The 21,714-nt window shown below is 67.0% G+C and carries 15 protein-coding genes; 13 read left to right on the top strand and 2 right to left on the bottom strand.

Features of this window, described 5'->3' with window-relative positions:
- The first annotated feature begins 523 nt into the window (after positions 1-523).
- The 3 genes from KLK06_RS11925 to KLK06_RS11935 all read left to right on the top strand — a co-directional run bounded on the left by KLK06_RS11925 (position 524) and on the right by KLK06_RS11935 (position 2,477).
- Entirely contained in the window at positions 524-784 is a 261-nt protein-coding gene (locus KLK06_RS11925) for a hypothetical protein (protein ID WP_214635411.1), read from the top strand.
- A 363-nt stretch (positions 785-1,147) separates the two neighbouring features.
- A complete protein-coding gene (locus KLK06_RS11930) occupies positions 1,148-1,456 on the top strand; it encodes a UBP-type zinc finger domain-containing protein (RefSeq protein WP_214635412.1) in 309 nt (102 codons plus the stop codon).
- A gap of 19 nt (positions 1,457-1,475) precedes the next feature.
- Entirely contained in the window at positions 1,476-2,477 is a 1,002-nt protein-coding gene (locus tag KLK06_RS11935; RefSeq protein ID WP_214635413.1) for a fatty acid desaturase, read from the top strand.
- Between the two features lie 15 nt (positions 2,478-2,492).
- On the opposite strand, the gene KLK06_RS11940 is transcribed toward KLK06_RS11935, so the two are convergent.
- On the bottom strand, positions 2,493-3,119 hold the full coding sequence (locus tag KLK06_RS11940; protein WP_214635414.1) for a TetR/AcrR family transcriptional regulator: 627 nt from the start codon (positions 3,117-3,119) through the stop codon (positions 2,493-2,495).
- Between the two features lie 129 nt (positions 3,120-3,248).
- Here KLK06_RS11940 and KLK06_RS11945 point away from each other — a divergent pair, with 129 nt between their 5' ends.
- The 8 genes from KLK06_RS11945 (at position 3,249) to KLK06_RS11980 (ending at position 18,719) form a co-directional block, all read left to right on the top strand.
- A complete protein-coding gene (locus KLK06_RS11945) occupies positions 3,249-4,223 on the top strand; it encodes a Gfo/Idh/MocA family protein (RefSeq protein ID WP_214635415.1) in 975 nt (324 codons plus the stop codon).
- 153 nt (positions 4,224-4,376) lie between these two features.
- On the top strand, positions 4,377-5,360 hold the full coding sequence (locus KLK06_RS11950; protein ID WP_214635416.1) for a hypothetical protein: 984 nt from the start codon (positions 4,377-4,379) through the stop codon (positions 5,358-5,360).
- Complete coding sequence (locus tag KLK06_RS11955) at positions 5,353-14,466, top strand: S-layer family protein (RefSeq protein ID WP_214635417.1); 9,114 nt, start codon at positions 5,353-5,355, stop codon at positions 14,464-14,466. The genes KLK06_RS11950 and KLK06_RS11955 overlap by 8 nt, the downstream gene beginning before the upstream one ends.
- A gap of 190 nt (positions 14,467-14,656) precedes the next feature.
- Positions 14,657-15,097 (top strand): hypothetical protein, encoded by a 441-nt coding sequence (locus KLK06_RS11960; protein ID WP_214635418.1) that lies wholly within the window; start codon positions 14,657-14,659, stop codon positions 15,095-15,097.
- Positions 15,098-15,237: 140 nt separating this feature from the next.
- Positions 15,238-15,906 carry a DUF11 domain-containing protein gene (locus tag KLK06_RS11965; RefSeq protein WP_214635419.1) on the top strand — a complete coding sequence of 223 codons (669 nt, stop codon included), beginning with the start codon at positions 15,238-15,240 and terminating at the stop codon, positions 15,904-15,906.
- A gap of 23 nt (positions 15,907-15,929) precedes the next feature.
- Positions 15,930-16,115, top strand: a complete 186-nt coding sequence (locus KLK06_RS11970) for a hypothetical protein (RefSeq protein ID WP_214635420.1) — start codon at positions 15,930-15,932, stop codon at positions 16,113-16,115.
- Positions 16,116-16,617: 502 nt separating this feature from the next.
- The gene (locus KLK06_RS11975; RefSeq protein WP_214635421.1) at positions 16,618-17,586 is read left to right on the top strand and encodes a virginiamycin B lyase; all 969 of its coding nucleotides are present in this window, start codon (positions 16,618-16,620) and stop codon (positions 17,584-17,586) included.
- Positions 17,587-17,738: 152 nt separating this feature from the next.
- On the top strand, positions 17,739-18,719 hold the full coding sequence (locus KLK06_RS11980) for a sulfotransferase (protein ID WP_250905182.1): 981 nt from the start codon (positions 17,739-17,741) through the stop codon (positions 18,717-18,719).
- 40 nt (positions 18,720-18,759) lie between these two features.
- On the opposite strand, the gene KLK06_RS11985 is transcribed toward KLK06_RS11980, so the two are convergent.
- Positions 18,760-19,665: a hypothetical protein gene (locus tag KLK06_RS11985; RefSeq protein WP_214635422.1), complete on the bottom strand. Its 906-nt coding sequence runs from the start codon at positions 19,663-19,665 to the stop codon at positions 18,760-18,762.
- Between the two features lie 299 nt (positions 19,666-19,964).
- Between KLK06_RS11985 and KLK06_RS11990 the strand changes: the two genes are divergently transcribed.
- Together KLK06_RS11990 and KLK06_RS11995 are read left to right on the top strand one after the other, a co-directional pair.
- Positions 19,965-20,555 carry a hypothetical protein gene (locus KLK06_RS11990; RefSeq protein WP_214635423.1) on the top strand — a complete coding sequence of 197 codons (591 nt, stop codon included), beginning with the start codon at positions 19,965-19,967 and terminating at the stop codon, positions 20,553-20,555.
- A 4-nt stretch (positions 20,556-20,559) separates the two neighbouring features.
- Positions 20,560-21,603, top strand: a complete 1,044-nt coding sequence (locus tag KLK06_RS11995; protein ID WP_308168206.1) for a hypothetical protein — start codon at positions 20,560-20,562, stop codon at positions 21,601-21,603.
- The last annotated feature ends 111 nt before the right edge of the window (positions 21,604-21,714 follow it).

Genomic DNA, 21,714 nt, shown 5'->3' on the forward strand with positions numbered 1-21,714 from the left:
CCCGGGGCCGATCGGTACACGAAGCCAACCCTCGCCGCTCACCACCACTCCGACCGGCCCGATTCCTCAGTAAAAGCCCACCTTATGATGACGACCCGTCGTACAGGTACGCGGCCGTCCCATTCTCCCCACCGGCCCCAGGTGCCGCGTGCTCCTCGATCAGGGTCCGGCGCGGCGAGCAGACCTCGTCGAGGTGTCACCGTCAGCTACTTTTTCCGTCATTTACCACATTCCTGGCGTGTCATTGGAAAGCCGGGGGAAGTCCCGCTCGCCTCTCCGGTGGAGACGATAAATTCCCGGCCCGACATCTTGGGGCCCCTCTCCTCGTACAAGGCCGCATTCCTCGACATATCCGACGTATTCGTAATAAGTGCTGACATGTTGTGAAATGAGGTTTTGCCTATCGTCGGGAGACCGGGCCGATCGCCGCGATTATCGTGGGACATGTTCAGCCGTATCGGCGTATCCCGGGGAAACCGAAACCGGCGCTCTCATCCGAATCCGTTTCAGGGAGTGATCTCTGATGCTCAAGCGTCTGCTTCTCACCGCCTCCTTGGCGGTATCCACCCTCATCGTCACCGGAACGGCCACAACGCAGCCCGCCAGCGCCGCGGCAACATGCCAGCCAAGCGCCCAGCACGTCACCACCACGCCGCAGAGCGTGGCCAGGAAGTGCGAGTGGCGCTGGTGGCACAACAAGTGGTGCAAGTTCTGCTGGCGGCACGGCCACTGGGAACGTGAGTGGTGTAAGAGCTGGGACCACGACCACGGCCACATGAGCTAGCCCCAGCCATCACAACCAGCGCACAACAGTCGCTCCGCGTGGCCTGTCCGCGCGGGGCGATCTCCCATGCGACAAAACCCCGCACTATGATGCGCGGAAACCGGCGGTTTCCGCGGGTGACCGCTGAGCTGTCGGAAGCCGCGAATAGTCCCGCCAAAGCGCTGCCATTTGGGCCCTCTCGCCGCCATGGCGGAAGGCGCGGCCGAGTGAGGCTCATCGCCGCAGCCGATCACCGCCGGAGTCGTTATCGCGGCCGGTGATAGGGCTTGCTCGGATTGGGCGTTTCCGTCGGCCCGCCGAGCACGTTGACTGATAGTGATCAGTCGACGCATCTCGCGTCACTCTCACCGTGAGGGGGTCGTGATGACCCTGGACGCTGAAGACCTGGAAGTGGCCGCACGTGCCGCCCCGAATGGGCAGGCGCCGCGCTGTGACCACGTCGACGGCCTGGTCGCGGAGCAGGGGTTGCCCGAATGCACTGAATGTCTGGTCCGCGGCTGGCCCTGGACGAGCCTGCTGGCCTGCCGGACCTGTGGATGGGTGGCCTGCTCCGACGACTCGCCGGGTGGCCACGCCAAGGCGCACTACCAGGAGACCGACCACCCGGTGTTCACCTCGCTGGCGCCGGGCGAGACCTGGCGATGGTGCTACGTGCACAGACGGACCGTATGAGCGAGAAGAGACGAGACTCATGACCATTTCCCAACAACCGGTGAGACACCGGCCGGAATACGACGGCGAATCACCATTCCCCGGCGCGGATGAGCATGCCCAGGCCGGCCGGCTCCAGGTCGGGCTGACCGGGGCGATCGTGGTTGTGCCGTTCATCGCGCTCGGTGTCGCGATTTTCCTGGTCTGGGGCAACGGATTCGCGCTCACCGATCTGCTGCTGGCCGCGTTCTTCTACGTGGTGACCGGGCTCGGGGTGACCGTCGGGTTCCACCGGCTGCACACCCATGGGTCCTTCACCGCCCGGCCGTGGCTGCGGGTGGTCCTGGGAATCGCCGGGTCGATGAGTTTCCAGGGCAACATCATCGACTGGGTGGCGGTCCATCGCCGCCATCACGCCTACACCGACCGGCCGGGCGATCCGCACTCCCCTTACCGGTACGGCACCAGCCTGCGTGGGCAGCTTCGGGGGCTTGCCCACTCCCATCTCGGCTGGATGTTCACCAACGATGAGACGCCCGCCTCTCGGTACGCGCCCGACCTGCTGGACGACCCGGCGATGGTCAGGGTGGCGCGGGCCTTTCCCGCGCTGTGCGCGCTGTCGCTGGCGCTGCCGTTCCTGGCCGGCTGGGCGATCAGCGGCACCCTGTACGGCGCGCTGACCGCCTTCCTCTGGGCCGGGTTGATCCGCGTCGCCCTGCTGCAGCACGTCACCTGGAGCGTCAATTCGCTCTGCCATGTGATCGGCAGCAGACCGTTCAAGACCCGCCGCCACGACCGTTCGACGAACCTGTGGCCGCTGGCCCTGCTGTCGTTCGGCGAGAGCTGGCACAACGGCCACCACAGCGAGCCCACCTGCGCCCGCCACGGCATGGAGCGCGGCCAGATCGACCCTTCGGCCGGCCTGATCCGCCTGTTCGAGCGGCTGGGCTGGGCCACGGACGTGCACTGGCCCGACCCCGAGCGCCTCGAACGACGCCGTTCCGGTCTCCCGCAACAAGCCCGCGCGCCGTCCGAAAGCTGATCGAGGATCGGGAAGTCAGGGAGATGTCTCCGCGGGGCTCATCGGTGCCAGGCCGAGCATTCGGGCGGTGAGCCGGTGCAGGTGGACGCGGAAGCGCGCCACGGTCCTTTCGCCCTCCGAGAAGCCGCCGGGGGGTGAGGGCATCGTGGCGTAGCGCACGAAAACGATGGTGGTCCAGGCGATCGTTCGCACGCAGAGTTCGACATCGGCGTCAGAATCGAGCAGGCCCGCGTCGGCGATTCTGTTGAATACGGTGAAAACACTGTTGACCAGCGGCTCGTTGTAGATCTGCTCCAGGTCGCGCAGATCGGCGGCGTCGCCCAGCCATCGGTGCATCAGCAGAGCGGAGATGTCGGGGTTGTCCAGGCAGAAGTCCAGGTAGTCATCGATGAGCGCGTGGATGCTCGCCGCCGCCTGCGGCGCTCCCGACTCGTCGATGCGGGCGAGCGCACCCTCCAGGAGCGCCTTCTGCTCTGTGTAACCGCGCCCCATCACCGCCAGATACAGCTCCCGTTTGGAACCCGCGATCTCCATGACGGTGTCGATGTCCAGCTCGGCGGCCTCGGCGATCTGGGCCATCGTTGTCGCGTCGTATCCGAGGGCCGCGAACAATCGCGACGCGGCCGAGATGATCCTTTCCACGCCCCTCCTTTCCGGAACACGTCGATTCGAGCCCCGGTACGCGTGGTCGGCTCCCCTTCCACTCCAACAGATCGGCTGCCAAGCCCCGGCAAAGCGACACGCCGGAAGGGGATCTGGCATCATGCGATCATGCGAATCGGGATGCTCGGCGCAGCTCGGATCACCCCCACCGCGCTCATCAAGCCGGCCCGTGCCGTACCCGAGGTGGAGGTGGCCGCGGTCGCCGCCCGGGACCGGTCGCGGGCCGCGAAGTTCGCCGCCAAGCACGGCATCCCGTACGTCCACGACTCCTACGACGAACTGGTCGCCGACCCCTCGCTGACCGCCGTCTACAACCCGCTGCCGAACGCGCTGCACGCGGAGTGGACTCTCAAGGCGATCGAGGCGGGCAAGCACGTGCTCTGCGAGAAGCCGTTCGCCTCCAACGCCGCCGAGGCACGGTCCGTCGCGGACGCCGCGGCGCAGTCCGGCGTGGTGGTCATGGAGGCGTTCCACTACCGCTACCACCCGCTGATGGAACGGGCTCTCGAGATCGTCGGCACCCAACTCGGCGAGGTCCGGCATGTCGAGACCTGGATGTGCTTTCCGCTGCCCAGGTTCTCCGACATCCGCTACTCGCTGAAGCTCGGCGGGGGCGCGCTCATGGACGCGGGCTGCTACGCGGTGCACTGCCTGCGGACGCTCGGGCCGGGCGAGCCCTCGGTCGTGGCCGCGGCGGCACTCACGCAGTCTCCGGGGGTCGATCGTGCGATGGCCGCCGACCTGCGGTTCCCCACCGGCGCGACCGGGCGGATCCACGCCTCCATGTGGTCGGGACAGTTGCTCAAGATCGCCGCGCGGGTCGAAGGCGAACGCGGGTCACTGCACATCACGAACTTCGTCGCCCCGCAGGTCTTCCACCGCATGACCGTGACCGTCGACGGCGTGCGGCGCCGCGAGCGCGTCGCGGGCGACCCGACGTACACCTGCCAGCTCCGCGCCTTCGCGGCAGCGGTACGCCAGGGCACCCCGCCGCTGACCCCACCGGCCGACTCCGTCGCCAACATGACGATCATCGACGACATTTATCGCAAGTCGGGACTTCCTCTCCGCGGCACCGTGTAGCGGCACCGTGTAATCGAGGGCTCATAACCGGGTGCCGGGGCCGAGACCAGCGCGACCCGCCCACGAGCCCTACGGGTGACCATTCTTGACACTTGAAGTAATCGTCCAAATACTGTGCGCAAATGATCACTGTGCGTAGCGAGGACGGCGCGGATGGAAACCGTTCGACTCGGGGCCGGTGACACGGTGAACGGTGTCGTGTCTCGTCCGCTGCGGCAGGTCCTGGGCGCTGTCCTGGCTGTCCTCGGCCTTCTGTGGGCACAATGTCCGGCCGTCTTCGCCGGGACACAGCCGCCCACGCCGGGTTTCTCGCTGCAGGTGAGCCCGACGCGCCTGGTCGTCCCCGCCGGCACGATCTCCACTGCCCAGCACTTCGAGGTGCGCAACGGAGGGCGGTCATCGTACGACGTGACGGTCGAGAAGGCCGACTTCGTCACCGACGAGCACGGCGCGATGAACTTCCAGCCCCAGGCCCCCTATGCCGCGGCGTCCTGGGTGAGCGTCCGGCCGGCCCACTTTCGGCTGGTGGCCGGTGCGACGAAGACGGTGACGATGCGGATCGCCATGCCCGACGAGCCGGAGCCGGGTGACCACCAACTCGCCCTGATCTTCAAGGTCCCGGCCGGCCGGAACGCGGACAACATCAGGATCAACCGTGGGATCGCCGCGCCGGTGTTCATCACCGTCCCGGGCCCCATCGACAGTTCGGTCGAGGTGACGGATCTGCGAGCACCCGGCTTCGTCATGCACGGACCCGTACCGATCACTACGAAGATCCATGATCTCGGCACGGTGCATCACGACTTCCGGGGCAGCGGGCGACTGCGGGTGCGGATCGGCAGTGAGGAGATCGCGTTCCCGGACTTCACCGTGCTGCGCGGTGCGACCCGCGAGGTCACCACCAACTGGGACCCCCCGCTGATGTGCATCTGTCACGCGACCGTTTCCATTGTCGGCGCCGGTGGGCAGACGCACGGCGTCACCGTGCGGATCATCACCTTCCCCGTGCACCTTCTGGGGATCCTGCTTGCCACGATCGCGATGATTCTGCTGCTCGGCTGGTTCGTGCGGCGGCGATATCGGGCCAAGGTGCGCGCGGCGGCCGCCGCCCTCTACAGGGACGGTCCCCATGCCTGAGCAACAGGTCTCCGCTGCCGGATCCGCGCCGCGAAGGTCGCGGGCGTGGGCGCCCCGAGTCCGCCGTCTGATCAGCCGAGTCGCGCTCGCGGGCATGCTCGGCGCCACCTTGGTCGTGTTCCCATCGCATACGGTCGCGTACGCGGCCGGTACCACGCTGTTCGACCAGCCCTTCAAGAGCACCACGATAAATGCCGCTTATCCGGTGAACCTGCCGGCGCTGCCGGCCGGCTCGGGCGGGACGAATGTCGTGTGCCTGACCGCGAGGAACAACTTCAGCACCGGTTTGCACTCGTGCTCGACCAACACCGACTCTTCCGGATTCGGCGCGCTACGCCTTACCGCCGCGACGGTCTCTCAGGAGGGCGGCCTGTTCGGAGCCACCAGCGTGCCCACGTCGCAAGGCCTGGACGTGACGTTCAACTCCTACCAGTACGCAGGCAACGCGGCCGACGGGATCGCTTTCGTGGTGGCCGCGGCGGACCCGGCGAACCCGCTGCCACCGGCCACCATCGGGCAGCGTGGCGGGTCACTGGGCTACTCCTCCACCAAGCTCGGAAACCTCCCCGGTCTGGCGAACGCCTACATCGGGGTCGGGCTCGATGTGTACGGGAACTTCAGCAACACCGACAGCGAGGGAAGCACCTGCAGCGATCCTCCCTACATCGGCGGGCTGGTGCCCGGGCAGGTGGTCGTCCGCGGTCCAGGAAAGGGCACCACCGGCTACTGCGCGATCAACAGCACCGCGACCACCACTCTCTCTCCCCCGCTCGCACTCCATTCGAGCTCAAGCGTTCGGAGCGCTGCTCTGGTGCCGGTCGAGGTGGTCATCAACCCCACGACTGCGAGCTTTGTCACGGCTTCGGGCATCACGGTCGCCGCCGGCACCTACAAGGTGGTGTTCACCCCGATCGGCGGCACACCGAAGACACTCCAGGGCACTCTGCCCGTGGTCCCGCCGACGTTGTACCCCTCGTCGACCTGGCTCAACGCCAACGGCATTCCCCGTCAGCTCTCGTTCGGCTGGGTGGGCTCCACCGGAGGGTTGACCGACTTTCACGAGATCGACAACGCCAAGGTGGTCAGCTTCAACACCGTTCCGAGCCTGAACGTGACCGAGACCAGCTACAACGGCTCCTCGCCCCAGCCCGGTGGCCCGGTGACCTACACCGTGGTCGCCAGTGTGGCGGCCTCGGGCAGCAGTGAGACGGGTCCGATCTCGGTCACCGAGACGCTGCCGGCCGGGGTCGTCCCGGTAGGGGCGTTCGGGACGGGCTGGGTGTGCGGGTCTCCCGTCGGGCAGCAGATCACCTGCACCAACAGCAACACCCCCTTCGCCGCAGGGGCCGTCCTGCCGGCCATCACCGTCGTCGGTATCGTCACCGGCGGCAGTGTGACGCCCGCGCTGGTCCAGTCGTCGTCCACCGCCACGGCCTCGTCGAACGACGCCAACCCCGGCATCGCGACCACCACGACCGTCGGGACGATTCCAGCCGCCCCGTCCGGCATCACCCTCACTCCCGCCACCGGCACGATCGCCGGCGGGAACGCCGTCACGGTCAGTGGCAGCAATCTCATCGGCGCGAACGCGATCGAGATCGGCACCACCGCCGAGCAACAGGCAGGCACACCAGTCGTTCTGCTGCCCTGCGCCGCCGGGCCCGCGGCAGGATGTTTCACCGACAACGGCAACGGCACGCTCACCATCTCCTCGATGCCGGCTCGGGCCTCGGCCACCACGGTGACCGTGACGGTCGTGACCGACGGTGTCGCCGGAGCGGCGAACTACGTCTACACCGCCAAACCGGCCACCCCGGCCGCTCCCACGGCCACCGCCGGTGCCGGCAGTGCCACCGTGACCTGGGTGGCTCCGGCCAGCAACGGCAATGCCATCACCGGATACCTCGTGACGCCCTACCGCAACGGGGTCGCCCAGACGGTGCAGTCCTTCGACGCATCCACCTTGACCCGGACGCTGACCGGATTGACCGTCGGGGCGTCCTACACCTTCACCGTCGCGGCGGTGAACGCGATCGGCACCGGCACGGCCAGCCCGCAGTCCAACGCGGTGGTCCCGTACGCCGTGCCGGGTCAGCCCACCATCACCGCCGCCACCGCAGGGGACTCGTCGGCCACGCTGACCTGGACGGCCCCCGCCGACGGCGGAAGCCCCATCACCGGATACATCATCACGCCCTACATCGGCGCCGTGGCTCAGACACCCCAGTCCTTCACCGGCACCGGGACCACCCAGACCGCCACCGGTCTGACGCCCGGCGTCGCTTACACCTTCACCGTCACCGCCCAGAACCTGGCGGGGCTCGGCCCACCGTCGGCGCACTCGACCGTGGTCACCCCGAACGCCTCGCCGACGTTGACCTTCCCGCCGCCGCCGGCCGGGCAAGTGGGGATCGCCTACAGTGACCAGCTCACTATGAGCGGGGGTACGGGGCCGTTCGTCTGGTCGGTCAGTGTGGGCAGTCTGCCGCCCGGTCTCACTCTCAATGCCGCCACTGGATTGCTGTCCGGTACGCCGACGACGGCGGGAAGTTACCCGTTCACCGTCAAGGTCACGGACGCGAACAACCAGTTCGACACCAGGGCGGCGACCCTCGTCATCGCCGCCAGCCCGACGTTGACCTTCCCCCCGCCACCTGCTGGGCAGGTCGGGGTCGCCTACAGTGACCAGCTCACTATGAGCGGGGGTACGGGGCCGTTCGTCTGGTCGGTCAGTGTGGGCAGTCTGCCGCCCGGTCTCACTCTCAATGCCGCCACCGGCTTGCTGTCGGGTACGCCGACGACGGGGGGCAGCTACCCCTTCACCGTCAGGGTCACCGACGCCAACAACCAGAGCGACACCAGGGCGGCGACCCTCGTCATCGGAGTCGGACCCGTGATCATCACCAAGACGGCCGACACGACGGCGGCGGCGCCGGGGACGACCGTCCACTACACGGTCACCGTCCACAACACCGGCACGGGTCCGTTCAACGGGGTCACCTTCACCGATCCGCTGACGGGTGCGCTGGACGATGCCACGTACAACGGCGACGTCGCCGCGACCTCGGGGACGCCCGGCTTCACCAGCCCGAACGTGACCTGGAGCGGCAACCTGGCGGCCGGCGCCACGGCGACGATCACCTACTCGATGACCGTCAAGCCCGTGGGCTCGGGTGAAGGCTTCCTGGTCAACACCGTCACCTCCACCACCCTCGGTGCCAACTGCGCGGCGGGCGTCACCGACGCCAGATGCACGGTAACGGTCAACCTGCTCGCCATGACGATCACCAAGACCGCGGACGTAGCCACGGCGACGCCAGGTGAGACCGTGCATTACACCATCACAGTCATCAACAGCGGCAAGGCCGCGTACACGGCGGCGACGTTCTCCGACTCATTGTCGAACGTGCTCGATGACGCGGTCTACAACTCCGATGTGTCCGCGACGTCGGGCACGGTCTCGTTCACGAGCCCGACGTTGACGTGGAGCGGGAACCTGTCGGCCGGTGGATCCGTCACGGTCACCTATTCGGTGACGGTGAAGTCCCCGGACACGGGTGACAAGAGCCTGACCAACACGGTGATCTCGGCCAGTGCGGGCAGCAACTGCCCGTCAGGGGGGAGCGACCCCCGCTGTACGGCGGTCGTCACCGCATTGATCCCCCAGCTGACGATCACCAGCTCGACCGATGTGAGCACCACCGTTCCGACCGGTGTGGTGCGTTACACGGTGCTGGTCACCAACACCGGACAGACGCCGTATACGAATGCGAGCTTCACCTTCATTCTCGCGGGTGCTCTGGACAACGCGACCTACAACGGTGACGCCACTGTCAGCTCCGGCGGCCTGAACTTCAACCTGGACGGTTCGGTCACCTGGACCGGTGATGTGGCGATCGGGGCCACGGTGACGCTGACCGCGTCGCTGACGGTCAACAACCCCCACACCGGGGGCAACACGATGACCAGCTCCATCACCTCGGCGACTCCGGGCAACACCTGCCCGGTCGGCGGCACCAACCCGGCCTGCACCACCACTGTCACCATCCTCGATCCGCAGCTGAGCATCACGACGACGGCGGACGTGGCCACGATCAAACCCGGCGAGACGGTCACGTACACGGTCGCCATCGCCAACACCGGTCCCACCGCCTACACCGGTGCGAGCGTCACCGACTCCCTGGTCAGAGTGCTGCCCGACGCCGTCTACAACAACGACGCCACCGCGACCACCGGCACCCTCAGCTACACCAGCCCCGACCTGACCTGGACCGGAGACCTGGCCATCGGAGCCTCGGCCACCATCACCTACACCGTCACCGTCAAGAACCCCGACCCCGGCGACAAGATTCTCACCAACACCACCACCTCGACCGCGCTGGGCAACAACTGCCCCACCGGGGGCACCGCCCCGGCCTGCACCGCCACCGTCATCGTCCTCGTCCCGGCCCTCACCATCACCAAGACCACGGACACCGCGACCGTCGTGACCGGTGGCACCGTCCACTACACCGTCACCGTCGTCAACTCCGGCCAGACTCCCTACACCGGGGCCACGTTCACCGACTCCCTGACCGAGCTGCTGGACGACGCCACCTACAACGCCGACGCGTCCGCGACCTCAGGCGCGGTGTCCTACGCCGATCCCACCTTGACGTGGACCGGGAATCTGGCGGTAGGAGCCAGCGCGACCATCACCTACACCGTCACCGTCCACACCCCCGACGACGGAGACCAGCTGCTCACCAACACCGCCGTCTCGGCCACCGCCGGCAACAACTGCCCGGCCGGCGGCCAGGACGCTCGCTGCACGGTCACGGTCAGGCTCTCCCGGCTGCTGCTCACCCAGAGCTACGAGGAGTCCAGTACGACACCGGGGTCGGTGGTGCATCTGTCCGCCACGTTCATCAACACCGGGCAGACCCCGTACACCGGGATCAGCGTCTCCGCCGGCACCGCGGGCACGATCGACGACGCCATCCCCAACGGTGACCAGGTCGCCAGCTCGGGCACGCTGGTGCTGAACGCCAGCAGCATCACCTGGACCGGAAGCATCCCCGTCGGCGGCGTCGTCACCATCACCGGCACCCTCACCGTGCGGAACCCCGATCCCGGGAACAAGGTTCTCACCGGAACTCTCGTGTCCGCCGCCCCGGGCAGCAACTGCCCGTCCGGTGGGACCGACCCCCTGTGCACCGCCCGCCTGAACGTGCTCCTGCCCGCTCTGACCATCACCAAGACCAAGACCGTCTCCGAGCAGGTTCCCGGCGGGGTCGTCGGCTACTCGGTCATCGTCCACAACACGGGACAGACCGACTACACCGGTGCGACCGTGACCGACAGCCTGTCCGGGGTGCTCGACGACGCGACCTACAACGCCGACGCCACCGCCACCAGCGGCGCCGTCTCCTATGCCGCGCCTGTCCTGACCTGGGTCGGCGACCTGGCGGTAGGAGCCACCGCGACCATTACCTACAGCGTCACCGTGCTCGACCCGGACCCAGGGGACAAGCTGCTGACCAACCCCGTTGCCTCCAGCGCCGTGGGCAGCACCTGCCCGCCCGGCAGCGGCAACCCGGCCTGTTCGGCGAGCGTGGTCGTCCTCACCCCGGCCCTGGACATCGTCAAGACCGCTGACCGGACGACCGCGCTGGCCGGCTCCACCGTCACCTACACGATCACGGTCACCAACACCGGGCAGATCCCGTACACCGGTGCCACCCTGACCGATGATCTGTCCGGGGTGCTCGACGACGCCGCGTACGGCAACGACGTCACCGCCACCTCTGGGACCGTCGGCTACACCGCACCGAATGTGACCTGGACCGGGGACCTGGCCATCGGTGCGACCGCGACCCTTACGTACACGATCGTCGTCGACAACCCCGTCCTCGGTGACCGCAGTCTGGTCAACGCGATCACCTCGCCCACGTCCGGCAGCGACTGCTCGGCGGCGTCTCCCCACCCCGAGTGCACCGTGATCGTCCCCATCACCGACACCACCGTGTTGACGTTCACCAAGACGGCCGGCGCGAGCTCCGCCGTGCGGGGAGGGGTGGTCTCCTACACGGTCACCATCACCAACACGGCGGCCACGCCGTATGTAGGAGCGACCTTCACCGACCCGCTGTCGGACGTGCTCGACGACGCCACCTACAACGCCGACGCCGCCGCCACCAGTGGCACCGTCGGTTACACCGCGCCCAACCTCACCTGGACCGGCAACGTGCCCGCCTCGGGGTTGGTCACCGTCACCTATTCGGTGACCGTGCACGCCTCGCCCACCGGCGACGACGTTCTGGCCAACACCCTCACGTCCAGTTCCCCCACAGGCAACTGCCTTGCCGGAGGTACCGACCCGCGCTGCGCCGTCAGGGTCACCGTCTCCAGCCTGACCATCGTCAACAGTTCGGACGTGTCGACCACGACACCGGGTGGGGTGATCCGCTTCACCACCACCATCACCAACACCGGCCAAACCCCGTACGTGGACATCAGCGTTTCTTACGTCGGCACCGATCTGCTGGATGACGTGATCCCCAATGGGGATGAGACCGCCACCTCGGGAACGCTGTCGATCAGCCCGACCGGGTTGGTGTGGATGGGGGACGTCCCGGTCGGCGGCCAGGTCGTGCTGTCGGCATCCTTCACGGTCAAGAATCCCGACACCGGGAACCGGACCATCAGCAGCACGTCCACGTCGAGCGTGCCGGGCAACAACTGCCCGGTCGGGAACGGCGACCCGCAGTGCACCGCCACCGTGACCGTTCTGGTGCCCGCGCTCACCATCACCAAGACCGCGAGTGCGCCGGCGACCGTCCCCGGGGGCACGATCGGTTACACGATCACGGTCCACAACACCGGTGAAACTCCCTATACCGGGATCGACGTCACCGACCCGCTGACGGGTTTGCTGGACGACGCGACCTACAACGGCGACGCCGCCGCGACGGCGGGAGCGGTGTCGCTCTCCGGCGAGGTCCTGACCTGGACCGGTGACGTATCGGTCGGCGCCACCGTGACGATCACCTATTCGGTTCATGTCACCAACCCGGACCTCGGCGACAAGATCATGTCCAACACGGTCTCCTCCACGGCGGTAGGGAGCAATTGCTCCGACGTGGGTCGTGCCGCGGCATGCGCTGTCACGGTCGGCGTGCTCACCCCGGCTCTGACGATCGTCAAAACCGCGGACGCGGGCACCACGACACCGGGTGCCACCGTGCACTACACGATCAGGGTGACCAACACCGGGCAGACCTCCTACCCGGCGGCGACGCTGACCGACTCGCTGAGCGGAGTGCTGGACGACGCGACCTACAACGCCGACGCCGCGGCGTCGACCGGCTCCATCTCCTACTCAAGCCCCGATCTCACCTGGACCGGCGCGCTCGGCCCCACCGCCGTGGCGACCATCACTTACTCGGTCACGGTGAAGTCTCCGGACACGGGTGACAAGAGCCTGACCAACACGGTGGTCTCCACGACATCGGGCAGCAACTGTCCATCCGGCGAACTCGACCCCCGATGTGCCGCCACTGTCGCGGTCTCGGAGCTGACGATCATCAGCTCGACCGATGTGAGCACCACCGTCCCGACCGGTGTGGTGCGTTACACGGTGCTGGTCACCAACACCGGGCAGACGCCGTATACGAATGCGAGTTTCACTTTCGTCTTGTCCGGTGCCCTTGACAATGCCACCTACAGCGGCGACGCCAACGTCAGTTCCGGCAGTCTGGACTTCAATCCGGACGGTTCGGTCACCTGGACCGGTGATGTGGCGATCGGGGCCACGGTGACGCTGACCGCGTCGCTGACGGTCAACAACCCTCATACCGGGGGGAGCACGATGACCAGCTCCATCACCTCGGCGACTCCGGGCAACACCTGCCCGGTCGGGGGGACCGACCCGGCCTGCACCACCACCGTCACCATCCTCGATCCGCAACTCGCCATCACCAAGACCGCCGACACGGCGACCATCACACCCGGAGGAACGATCACCTACACGGTGACCGTCACCAACACCGGGCAGACCCCCTATACCGGCACGAGCGTCACCGACTCGCTGTCCGGAGTGCTGACCGACACCGTCTACAACAACGACGCCACCGCGACCACCGGCACCCTCGGCTACACCACCCCCGACCTGACCTGGACCGGAGACCTGGCCATCGGCGCCACCGCCGCCATCACCTACAGCATCACCGTGCGTGATCCGGATCCGGGCGACAAGAACCTCTACAACACGGTCACCTCGACGGCGCTCGGCAACAACTGCCCGGCCGGCAACACCGATCCCGCCTGCATCGCCAGGGTCACCGTTCTCGTCCCGGCCCTCACCATCACCAAGGTCGCCGACGTACCGGAGATCGTGGCCGGTGGCACCGTCCACTACACCATCACGGTCGCCAACACCGGACAGACCTCCTACAGCTCGGCGACCTTCACCGACGCGCTGAGCGGTGTGCTGGACGACGCCACCTACAACGACGACGCCTCCGCCACCTCGGGCACCGCCTCCTACACCGCGCCCGATCTGACCTGGACCGGCGACCTCGCCATCGGAGCCACCGCCACCATCACCTACTCCGTCACAGCGGCCAACCCGGACAACGGCAACGGCATCCTCGCCAACACCGCCGTCTCGGCCGCCGTTGGCGCCAACTGCCCGGCCGGCGGCACCGACATCCGGTGCACCGCGATCACCGACGTCATCGCGCAGAGCATCGTTCTCAGCGACCTCACCAGCAGCTTCACGCTGACCGGTCTCCCGGACACCACGGTCCGCGGCGACGGCGCCGTGACGATGACCGTCGTCACCAACAGTCCCGCCGGCTACACCGTCACCGTCCGGGGGGTCGCCCCGGCACTCACCGCGCCGGGCACCAATGCCACCGTCTCGATCTCCAACCTGAAGGTCCGCGAGAGTGGCACGTCCACCTTCCAGCCTCTCTCGGCCATCACCCGGGTTCCGGTCCACAACCAGTCCACCCCGTCGGCGCAGAACGGCGACTCTCTCAGTAATGATTATGAGATAGATATACCTTTTGTCCCGTCTGGTAGGTATTCGGGGACGCTCGACTATATCGCCAGCACGCAATGACATGGGGTGCTACCTGCCATTTTCGGGGTTTACCGAAAAGATGGCATGGTGATTATAGTGAATAAACAATGGTATTTACGTGGGGGGCGATATGTCCAGGATTCGAAAAGCGTGCATCGCGTGCGCGTGCCTCGTGCTGGCGGGCACGGTAACGACCGTCGGGACGCTGGCTTGTACTGCTTCACCTGCTATGGCGGACACGGACACGGGTAGCACCGAGGCGCATGTCGACGTGTCGTCGTCGATCGTGCTGACCGACCTCACCTCGTCGTTCACCTTGAGCGGAGCGCCAGGGGAAACCGTTACCACGGGGGCGACCCCGGTCACTATGACGGTGACCACCAACAACTTCGCGGGCTACAACGTCACGGTCGTCCCGCGTGCAGCCAACCTGACGCCGGCCATCTCGGGCAACAGCAATGTCATCCCATCGACCGCCCTGGAGGTCGATGGGCCCGCCCAGGGAGGCGCCTACGCCCATCTGACCTCCAACCCGCTGGTCGTGGCCACCAAGGCCAGCCCATCGTCCCCGGGCGGGGACATCATTACCAACAACTATCGGATCACCATCCCATTCGTTCGTCCGGACATCTACTCCGGCACTCTGGATTACGTCGCCACCACTCTCTAGCCGACTCTATGAACGGCTTGCGGCGTGTCGAAGTGGAGCTGGCAGATGTGCGATCTGTCGGCTCTATCATTCGTGTATGCGGCGTTCATCTGATGATTTTGCGCAGGCATAAGAGTCTTTCCAGTAAAAGGGATTGATCTATGACCTTTCGCGTTACTGGTGTGCGGAAAGCCGACGCGTGCCACCGTCGCCCACGGATCACCCCCCTCCGGGCGGCGGTGGTCGTCTCGCTGGCCGTGATGCCGCTCGGAATGCCCACGGCACACGCCCGCGCGCCACACCCGGCCGAGCCCAAGCGATCGCTCGCGCTGCACATCGGCATCGACAACGGGCACGAGAGCGTACAGCGGGGCGACCGGCTCACCTACACCATCAAGATCAGTAACACGGGGGCCACCAAGACACCCGCCCTGCTGCTCACGCAGACCTTGACTCCTGGCCTCAAGCTCGTCTCGTCAACGCCGCAAGGCAAGGTCTCGGCGGACCGGATCGCGTGGAGCAGGGCCTTGCCCGCCGGTAAGACGGACCAGTTCAGCGTGACCCTCCAGGTCGAACGGCTGCCTGCGCAGCTTCAGCGGCTCGCGGCCGTCGCCTGCGCCTCGGCCAAGGCCGGCAAGCGGCCCATCGTCTGCGCGACCGACTCCGACCGGCTGGCGACCTCGCCGTCGGAGGGACTCCAGGGCCAGCCCGTCCCTGCTTACGGCCATGGCCTCTGGTACGCGATCGCCGGAGTCGGAGCGCTGTCGACGACCTCCCTGGCGCTGTACGCCCGCAGACGCAGACGCAGACGGGCGGCGGACGCGGGGTGAGAGCGAGTCGCGTTGGCAACTCCGTGGCGCGAGCACCTTTCACCGCGAACGACAAAGTCTCCCTGTCGGCGGAGGTGGCCGTGTTCGCTGGACGCAAGGGGGTGCTGAGTGCCCAGTCCACGAGCTGGCGACCGACGATCGTCGTCACCATCCCGGCCGCCGCGGGCGCGGGCACCTACACCGGCATGATCACCCACTCGGTCGCCTGAGCAACGGCCCCTCCCGGTGACGGCGCAACCGGTGCGTCGGTCGAGGTGCTCCCTCTCGGATCTGGCGTTCGGCGGAGATCGCCGCCCCCGCGAACCGGCGCGCTCCTGGATGACTCCGCCGCTGAGTTGGAGTTTCCATGACCAGCCACGAACACGGATGGTCACAGGCGATCGCTGACCGTGCGCGATATTGAGATCGCCGGAACAGCATTGTCCGGCTCGAGCCCTCAGCGTGTTTCTACCGAGCCGCAGATTCCACCTCATGGCGGCCCAAGGCCGCGACCGCCACTTACTTGTGCCGTGCGGCCCATCCGCGCTCCTTCGTCCTACTTCTGGAAGGGATGTCATGCGTCAATCGACTCGACGCCTGGGATTTCCGCTCGTGGTCATGGCTCTGGTCCTGGTGACAAGCGCGCCCATGGGCGTGTCCGCGTCCACCGCCCCGCCACACCGACCGTCCCCCCCGCGCCCCTGGGTGACGCTCTGCCTCAAGCTCAAGCGGATGCCTGAGCATCGGCGCATCCGCTGCCACTACCCGCCGGCACCTCGACTCGCTTCACCGGCCAGGCTCACAGCGCAAGCCCAGCGAGCACCGTCCATCAGCGAGATATCCATACCGACCCATCCGTCGTCCCCCGTCGGGATCGTCGCCGGCCCGGACGGCGCGTTGTGGTTCACCGAGAACTACGCCAACAAGATCGGACGCGTCACAACGGCGGGCCTGTTCACCGAGTACGCCATCCCCACCAGCGGCTCCGAGCCGGGCCAAATCACCGTCGGGCCGGACGGCGCGCTGTGGTTCACCGAGGCGGTCGGCAACAAGATCGGGCGGATCACCACCTCCGGGACCATCACCGAATACACCCTGCCGACCAACGACGCCTACCCCTGGGGCATCACCACCGGACCGGACGGTGCCCTGTGGTTCGTCGAGGAGATCGGGGACCAGATCGGGCGGATCTCCACTAGCGGAACGATCACCGAATACGCCCTGCCGACCAGCGACACCTACCCGATGCACATCACCACAGGCTCGGACGACAACCTGTGGTTCACCGAGCCGGTCGGAAACAGCATCGGGCGGATCACCACCAGCGGAACGATCACTGAATTCGCTGTCCCGTCCTCCGGCGCGATGCCCGTCGGAATCACCGCAGGACCCGACGGCAATCTGTGGTACACCGACGCCAACGGAAAGGTCAGCAACGTCACCACCACCGGCACCTTCACCGAATACACGCTCGCTGACCCCGACAGCTTCGCGTGGGGCATCACCGTCGGATCGGACAACAACCTGTGGTTCGTCGAGCAAATGGCCAACAACGTCGCCAGCATCACCACAACCGGGACGATCAACGAGTACGCGCTGCCGACCGTCCCTTCCGGGCCGTTCGACCTCGTGAGCGGATCCGATGACAACCTTTGGCTCACCGAGGACTGGGTAGACCAGCTCGGCATCGTGACTCCCTGACCAGGCCGGTCGGCAGCCAGGCGGCAACGGGTACACCGCCGGCTGCCGATCATCACGTCCTCGCACGGTGAGCATGCCCTGGCCAAACACCTACTTGCAACGTCCTACATAATTGGTAGGAAATTGGATGTTAGATGTAGGGATTTGGAGGGATGACTGTGCACATGCCGAACTTCCTGGTCGTAGGCGTCCCCAAGGCGGGAACGACGGCCTTGCACGCCGCGCTCCAGCGGCATCCTCAGCTCTACCTGCCCCAGGTCAAGGAGCCCAAGTACTTCCTCACCGACGGCCCGCCGCCCACCAGAGGCGGGCCGGGCGACCTGGAGACGTACCGCGAGCACGTCTGGCGGCGCGCGGACTACGAGGCGCTGTTCGCCCCGGCGCCCGCGGGCACGCTGACCGGCGAGTGCACACCCTTCTACCTGTACGACCGGGACGCGCAGCGGCGCATCAAGGCGGCCATCCCGGACGCCAGGCTCATCGTGATCGTGCGGGACCCGGTCGAGCGGGCCCACTCCAACTGGACCCACCTGTGGTCGGCCGGGCTCGAACCGATCGGCGACGTGGTGCGCGCCTGCGAGGAGGAGGGCCGGCGGATCGCCGCCGGGTGGGCGCACTTCTGGCACTACGTGGCCCTCGGCCGGTACGGCGAGCAGCTCGCCGATCTGTACGAGCTGTTCCCGCGCGAGCAGGTGCTGGTCTTCCGCTACCGGGACCTCGTCGACCGGCCGGCCGACACGCTCGACCGGATCTGCGGGTTCCTCGGGGTGGAGCAGGGGCTGCTGACCGAGACGCCGAGGGAGAACGTCACGGCGCATCCCGACGCCAGCCCGCGGCACGCGCTGCTGTCCACGGTCCGGCGGCTCCTGCCCGGGGTCCTGGCCGATCCCGTCGAGCAACTGCTCCAGCGGCGGGCCGCCCCTCGCCGCCCCCTGACCTGGGAGCAGCGGAGCCAGCTCATCCCGTACTTCACCGAAGACATCCGGCTCCTGCAGCGGGTCACCGGCGAGGACTTCGGCGACTGGCTCAGGCCTCGGGAGCGTTCGGGCGGCTTGGTCGGCGCGCGGCCGCCCGGCCAGCGGCAGTCCAGGAACGGCCGCCCGGCCCGCCCTGATCAGCCCAAGGCGTCCTGATCAGCGCAGCTCGCGCTGATCAGGCCAGCCCCCACCCTGATCAGCGCAGCTCGGTGCGCAGCTCGTGGGCCCCGTCGGCGCGGGTGTACTCGTAGTAGAGCCGGATCCGGCCGTCCGGCAGGTCGACGATGTCGAGGTAACGCAGTCCGCCGCCCTGGTACGGCGACATGGCCGCCGGGGCGGTCCCCACCGGGGTCAGCTCGCCGGGGTCGGGGCCCACGGCGATCCCGGTGCGCTCCTCGTAGTTCTCGGCCGCGCTGGCCCGGCCGTCGTAGAAGGCCAGCACCTGGTCACCGTCGAAACGCACCGAGCTGATCCGCACGCCGCGCCCGTCCCACATCCCCGGCCGCCCGCTCAGCGCCGTGCCCTGCCACGTCCACTCCAGGCCGTCGGCGCTGGTGGCGTAGTCGGTCACCATCCGGTCCGCCTCATCGGAGTCGGCCAGCGGATGGCAGGAGGCCCACAGATGCCACTTTCCGCCCCGCCGTACGATCACCGGGTCCTTCACGCCGGTCTTGGGGTCGCCGGGGAGGACGGTGCCGCGTGAGCTCGGGTCGAACCCGGCGGGGTCGTCGCTCTCCAGCACCTCCACCCGCCAGTGCTTGGTCCCCGGGGTGGCGCAGCTCAGGTAGAGCCGCCAGCGCCCTTCGTCGGTACGCACCAGGGCGGGCCGTTCCAGGGACTCGGCGGCCATCTGCTCGCGGGTGATGGTCGTCAGGGTTTCGAACCGCTCACCGTCGACCGACCGGGCGACCACCACCGCGTACCCGCGTCCCTGTCCCACCGGGCGCCGCAGCCGATAGGCGAGATAGATCAGCCCGTCGGCCGCGACCGCACTGGGCCCGCCGGCCCAGTGCCCCTCGCTCGCGATCGGTGGCAGGACCGCGACCGTCGCGCGGTCAGGGTCGGGGAGCAGGGCTTCGTGAACGTCCTTGTCGGTCGGCATGGAGACGAGATTAGGCCACCACGTGGAGCTGGACACCGATGCTCACCTTCCCTTTGCATTCCCTTATTCCTACCTAAATAGTATGGATAATACACGGCTCCGCGAGTGGGTGCGGCCCCCAGGGGGCTGCTGAAGATCGTGTTCGGCGGTCATGCGATGTGGGATTTCTTAACACGCCATCAACTACTGAGGGTGACATATCGATCACTCAGAGTGCTAGTCTGCGTGTGGCTCTTGATCCCATAGATCGGGATGTAACAGCTGGTGTCCCAATCCATGCCAAGGAGGAATCCTCGACAATGAACAGGCCTTACAGAATCACCCTGGTGGGGCTGGTGGGGGTGACCGCGTTGGGGATGCTGACCAGTACGCAGGCCCAAGCCGCAACATGTCTGGAAGACGCGGCGTGCACAACCACGACCACGTTCGATGTGACCGCGGGTGCGCTGCAGATCACGGTCCCCGACGCGGCGGACCTCGCCAACGACGGAGTTCCGGGCGGCTTCGCCTACGGCCCGCTCGGGGCGATCACCGTAACCGACGCGCGAGCATCGGCCACGCCCGCGTGGACGGCGAGCGTGACCTCCGGAACCTTCATCACCGGCGACGGCGTCGATGCGGGCGAAAGCATCACCAACGCAAGCGTGTACTACTGTTCCGGCACTGCCACGGCCACAACCGGCACCGGAACCTTCACCGCCGGACAGACGGGATGCGCCGCGCCACCACCCGCGACGGGGCAGGTACTGAGCGCGCAGCGTACCGCGTACGCCCATACCGCTGGCACCGGCAACAACACCGCGACCTGGAATCCACAACTAACGGTGGCGGTGGGCCTCGACAATGTCGGAGGCCAGTACACCGGCACGATCACTCATACGGTGACGTAACCACGTGGCTGCACTTCACAGGATTTTGGCGTCGATGGGGATACTCTCCCTGCTCCTGCAGGGAGCCGTCGGCGCTCCGGTGCTCGCAGAAGATGGCTCGGACAGCACGCGTCCGAGCCATCCGGAGATCCACGGCAGCATCGGCATCAGATTGCTCGAAGCCTCATCGAATCGTCGGGACGATCCTCGAGCCCTGCTCTACATCGTCGATCACATGAATCCCGACAACAGGATCTCCCGGCGATTGGAGGTCAAGAACTCCTCCGCCACTGCTCAACATGTCACGGTGTACGCAGGTGCGGCGGAAATCGTCCACAACGAGTTCGTGCCGGTGGCAGATCGACACGCCAACGAGCTGAGTTCATGGGTTTCCATCGACCCTGCCGAGTTCATCGTGCCGCCGAACGGCCGGGCCCCGTTGAAGGCGACGATCAACATCCCGAAATCCGCGTCCAAGGGGGAGCGGTATGGCGCCATCTGGGCCGAGGTGGAGTCCTCCTCACCGTCAAAGGCCAATGAGAATGTCAAGATGGTCAACCGGGTGGGCATCAGGATCTATCTCGATGTCGGGCCAGGTGGTGATCCACCGTCGGAATTCAGCATCGAGCAATTGACGCCGGGCCGCACCGAGGATGGCATGCCAGTGGTGAAGGCGACGATTCACAACACCGGCGAACGCGCCCTCGACATGAGTGGAAAACTGTGGCTGTCCGAAGGGCCAGGTGGGCTGAAAGCCGGCCCCTTCCCGGCACAGACCGGTACGACACTTGCTCCCGGTGACAGCGCACCCGTCATGGTCATGCTCGACCACCGGTTGCCCGACGGCCCGTGGAAGGTCAGGCTTCTGATGGAAAGCGGCCGGGTCCATCATGAGGCCACCGGCACACTCACCTTTCCGGCGAAGAATGCCGCCTGGGGACTGCCGGCACTCCTGGACTCCTTCCTGCCGCAGCCCCTCATCCTCATCGGGGCGATAGCTGCCGGGACGCTCCTGCTTGTCCTCACTATTTACTTGCGCCGCAGAAACCGGCGCCGCGTCGCGTGCTGATCCGACCTGGGCGGGCAGACCAACGCGCTCAAGGGGGCGGGCTGCGAATTCGTCCGGAAGACCGACCGCATGGATCGCACCAAGCCTGAACACCTCACGCTCGATCGTCTT

It is taken from the genome of Nonomuraea sp. NEAU-A123 (genome assembly GCF_018603905.1).
Taxonomy (GTDB): domain Bacteria; phylum Actinomycetota; class Actinomycetes; order Streptosporangiales; family Streptosporangiaceae; genus Nonomuraea.

Bases quoted from the DNA above. Each gene is read 5' to 3' on its own strand.
- KLK06_RS11925 (WP_214635411.1), top strand. From the start codon at position 524: ATGCTCAAGCGTCTGCTTCTCACCGCCTCCTTGGCGGTATCCACCCTC.
- KLK06_RS11930 (WP_214635412.1), top strand. From the start codon at position 1,148: ATGACCCTGGACGCTGAAGACCTGGAAGTGGCCGCACGTGCCGCCCCG.
- KLK06_RS11935 (WP_214635413.1), top strand. From the start codon at position 1,476: ATGACCATTTCCCAACAACCGGTGAGACACCGGCCGGAATACGACGGC.
- KLK06_RS11945 (WP_214635415.1), top strand. From the start codon at position 3,249: ATGCGAATCGGGATGCTCGGCGCAGCTCGGATCACCCCCACCGCGCTC.
- KLK06_RS11950 (WP_214635416.1), top strand. From the start codon at position 4,377: ATGGAAACCGTTCGACTCGGGGCCGGTGACACGGTGAACGGTGTCGTG.
- KLK06_RS11955 (WP_214635417.1), top strand. From the start codon at position 5,353: ATGCCTGAGCAACAGGTCTCCGCTGCCGGATCCGCGCCGCGAAGGTCG.
- KLK06_RS11960 (WP_214635418.1), top strand. From the start codon at position 14,657: ATGGCGGACACGGACACGGGTAGCACCGAGGCGCATGTCGACGTGTCG.
- KLK06_RS11965 (WP_214635419.1), top strand. From the start codon at position 15,238: ATGACCTTTCGCGTTACTGGTGTGCGGAAAGCCGACGCGTGCCACCGT.
- KLK06_RS11975 (WP_214635421.1), top strand. From the start codon at position 16,618: ATGCCTGAGCATCGGCGCATCCGCTGCCACTACCCGCCGGCACCTCGA.
- KLK06_RS11980 (WP_250905182.1), top strand. From the start codon at position 17,739: ATGACTGTGCACATGCCGAACTTCCTGGTCGTAGGCGTCCCCAAGGCG.
- KLK06_RS11985 (WP_214635422.1), bottom strand. From the start codon at position 19,665: ATGCCGACCGACAAGGACGTTCACGAAGCCCTGCTCCCCGACCCTGAC.
- KLK06_RS11990 (WP_214635423.1), top strand. From the start codon at position 19,965: ATGAACAGGCCTTACAGAATCACCCTGGTGGGGCTGGTGGGGGTGACC.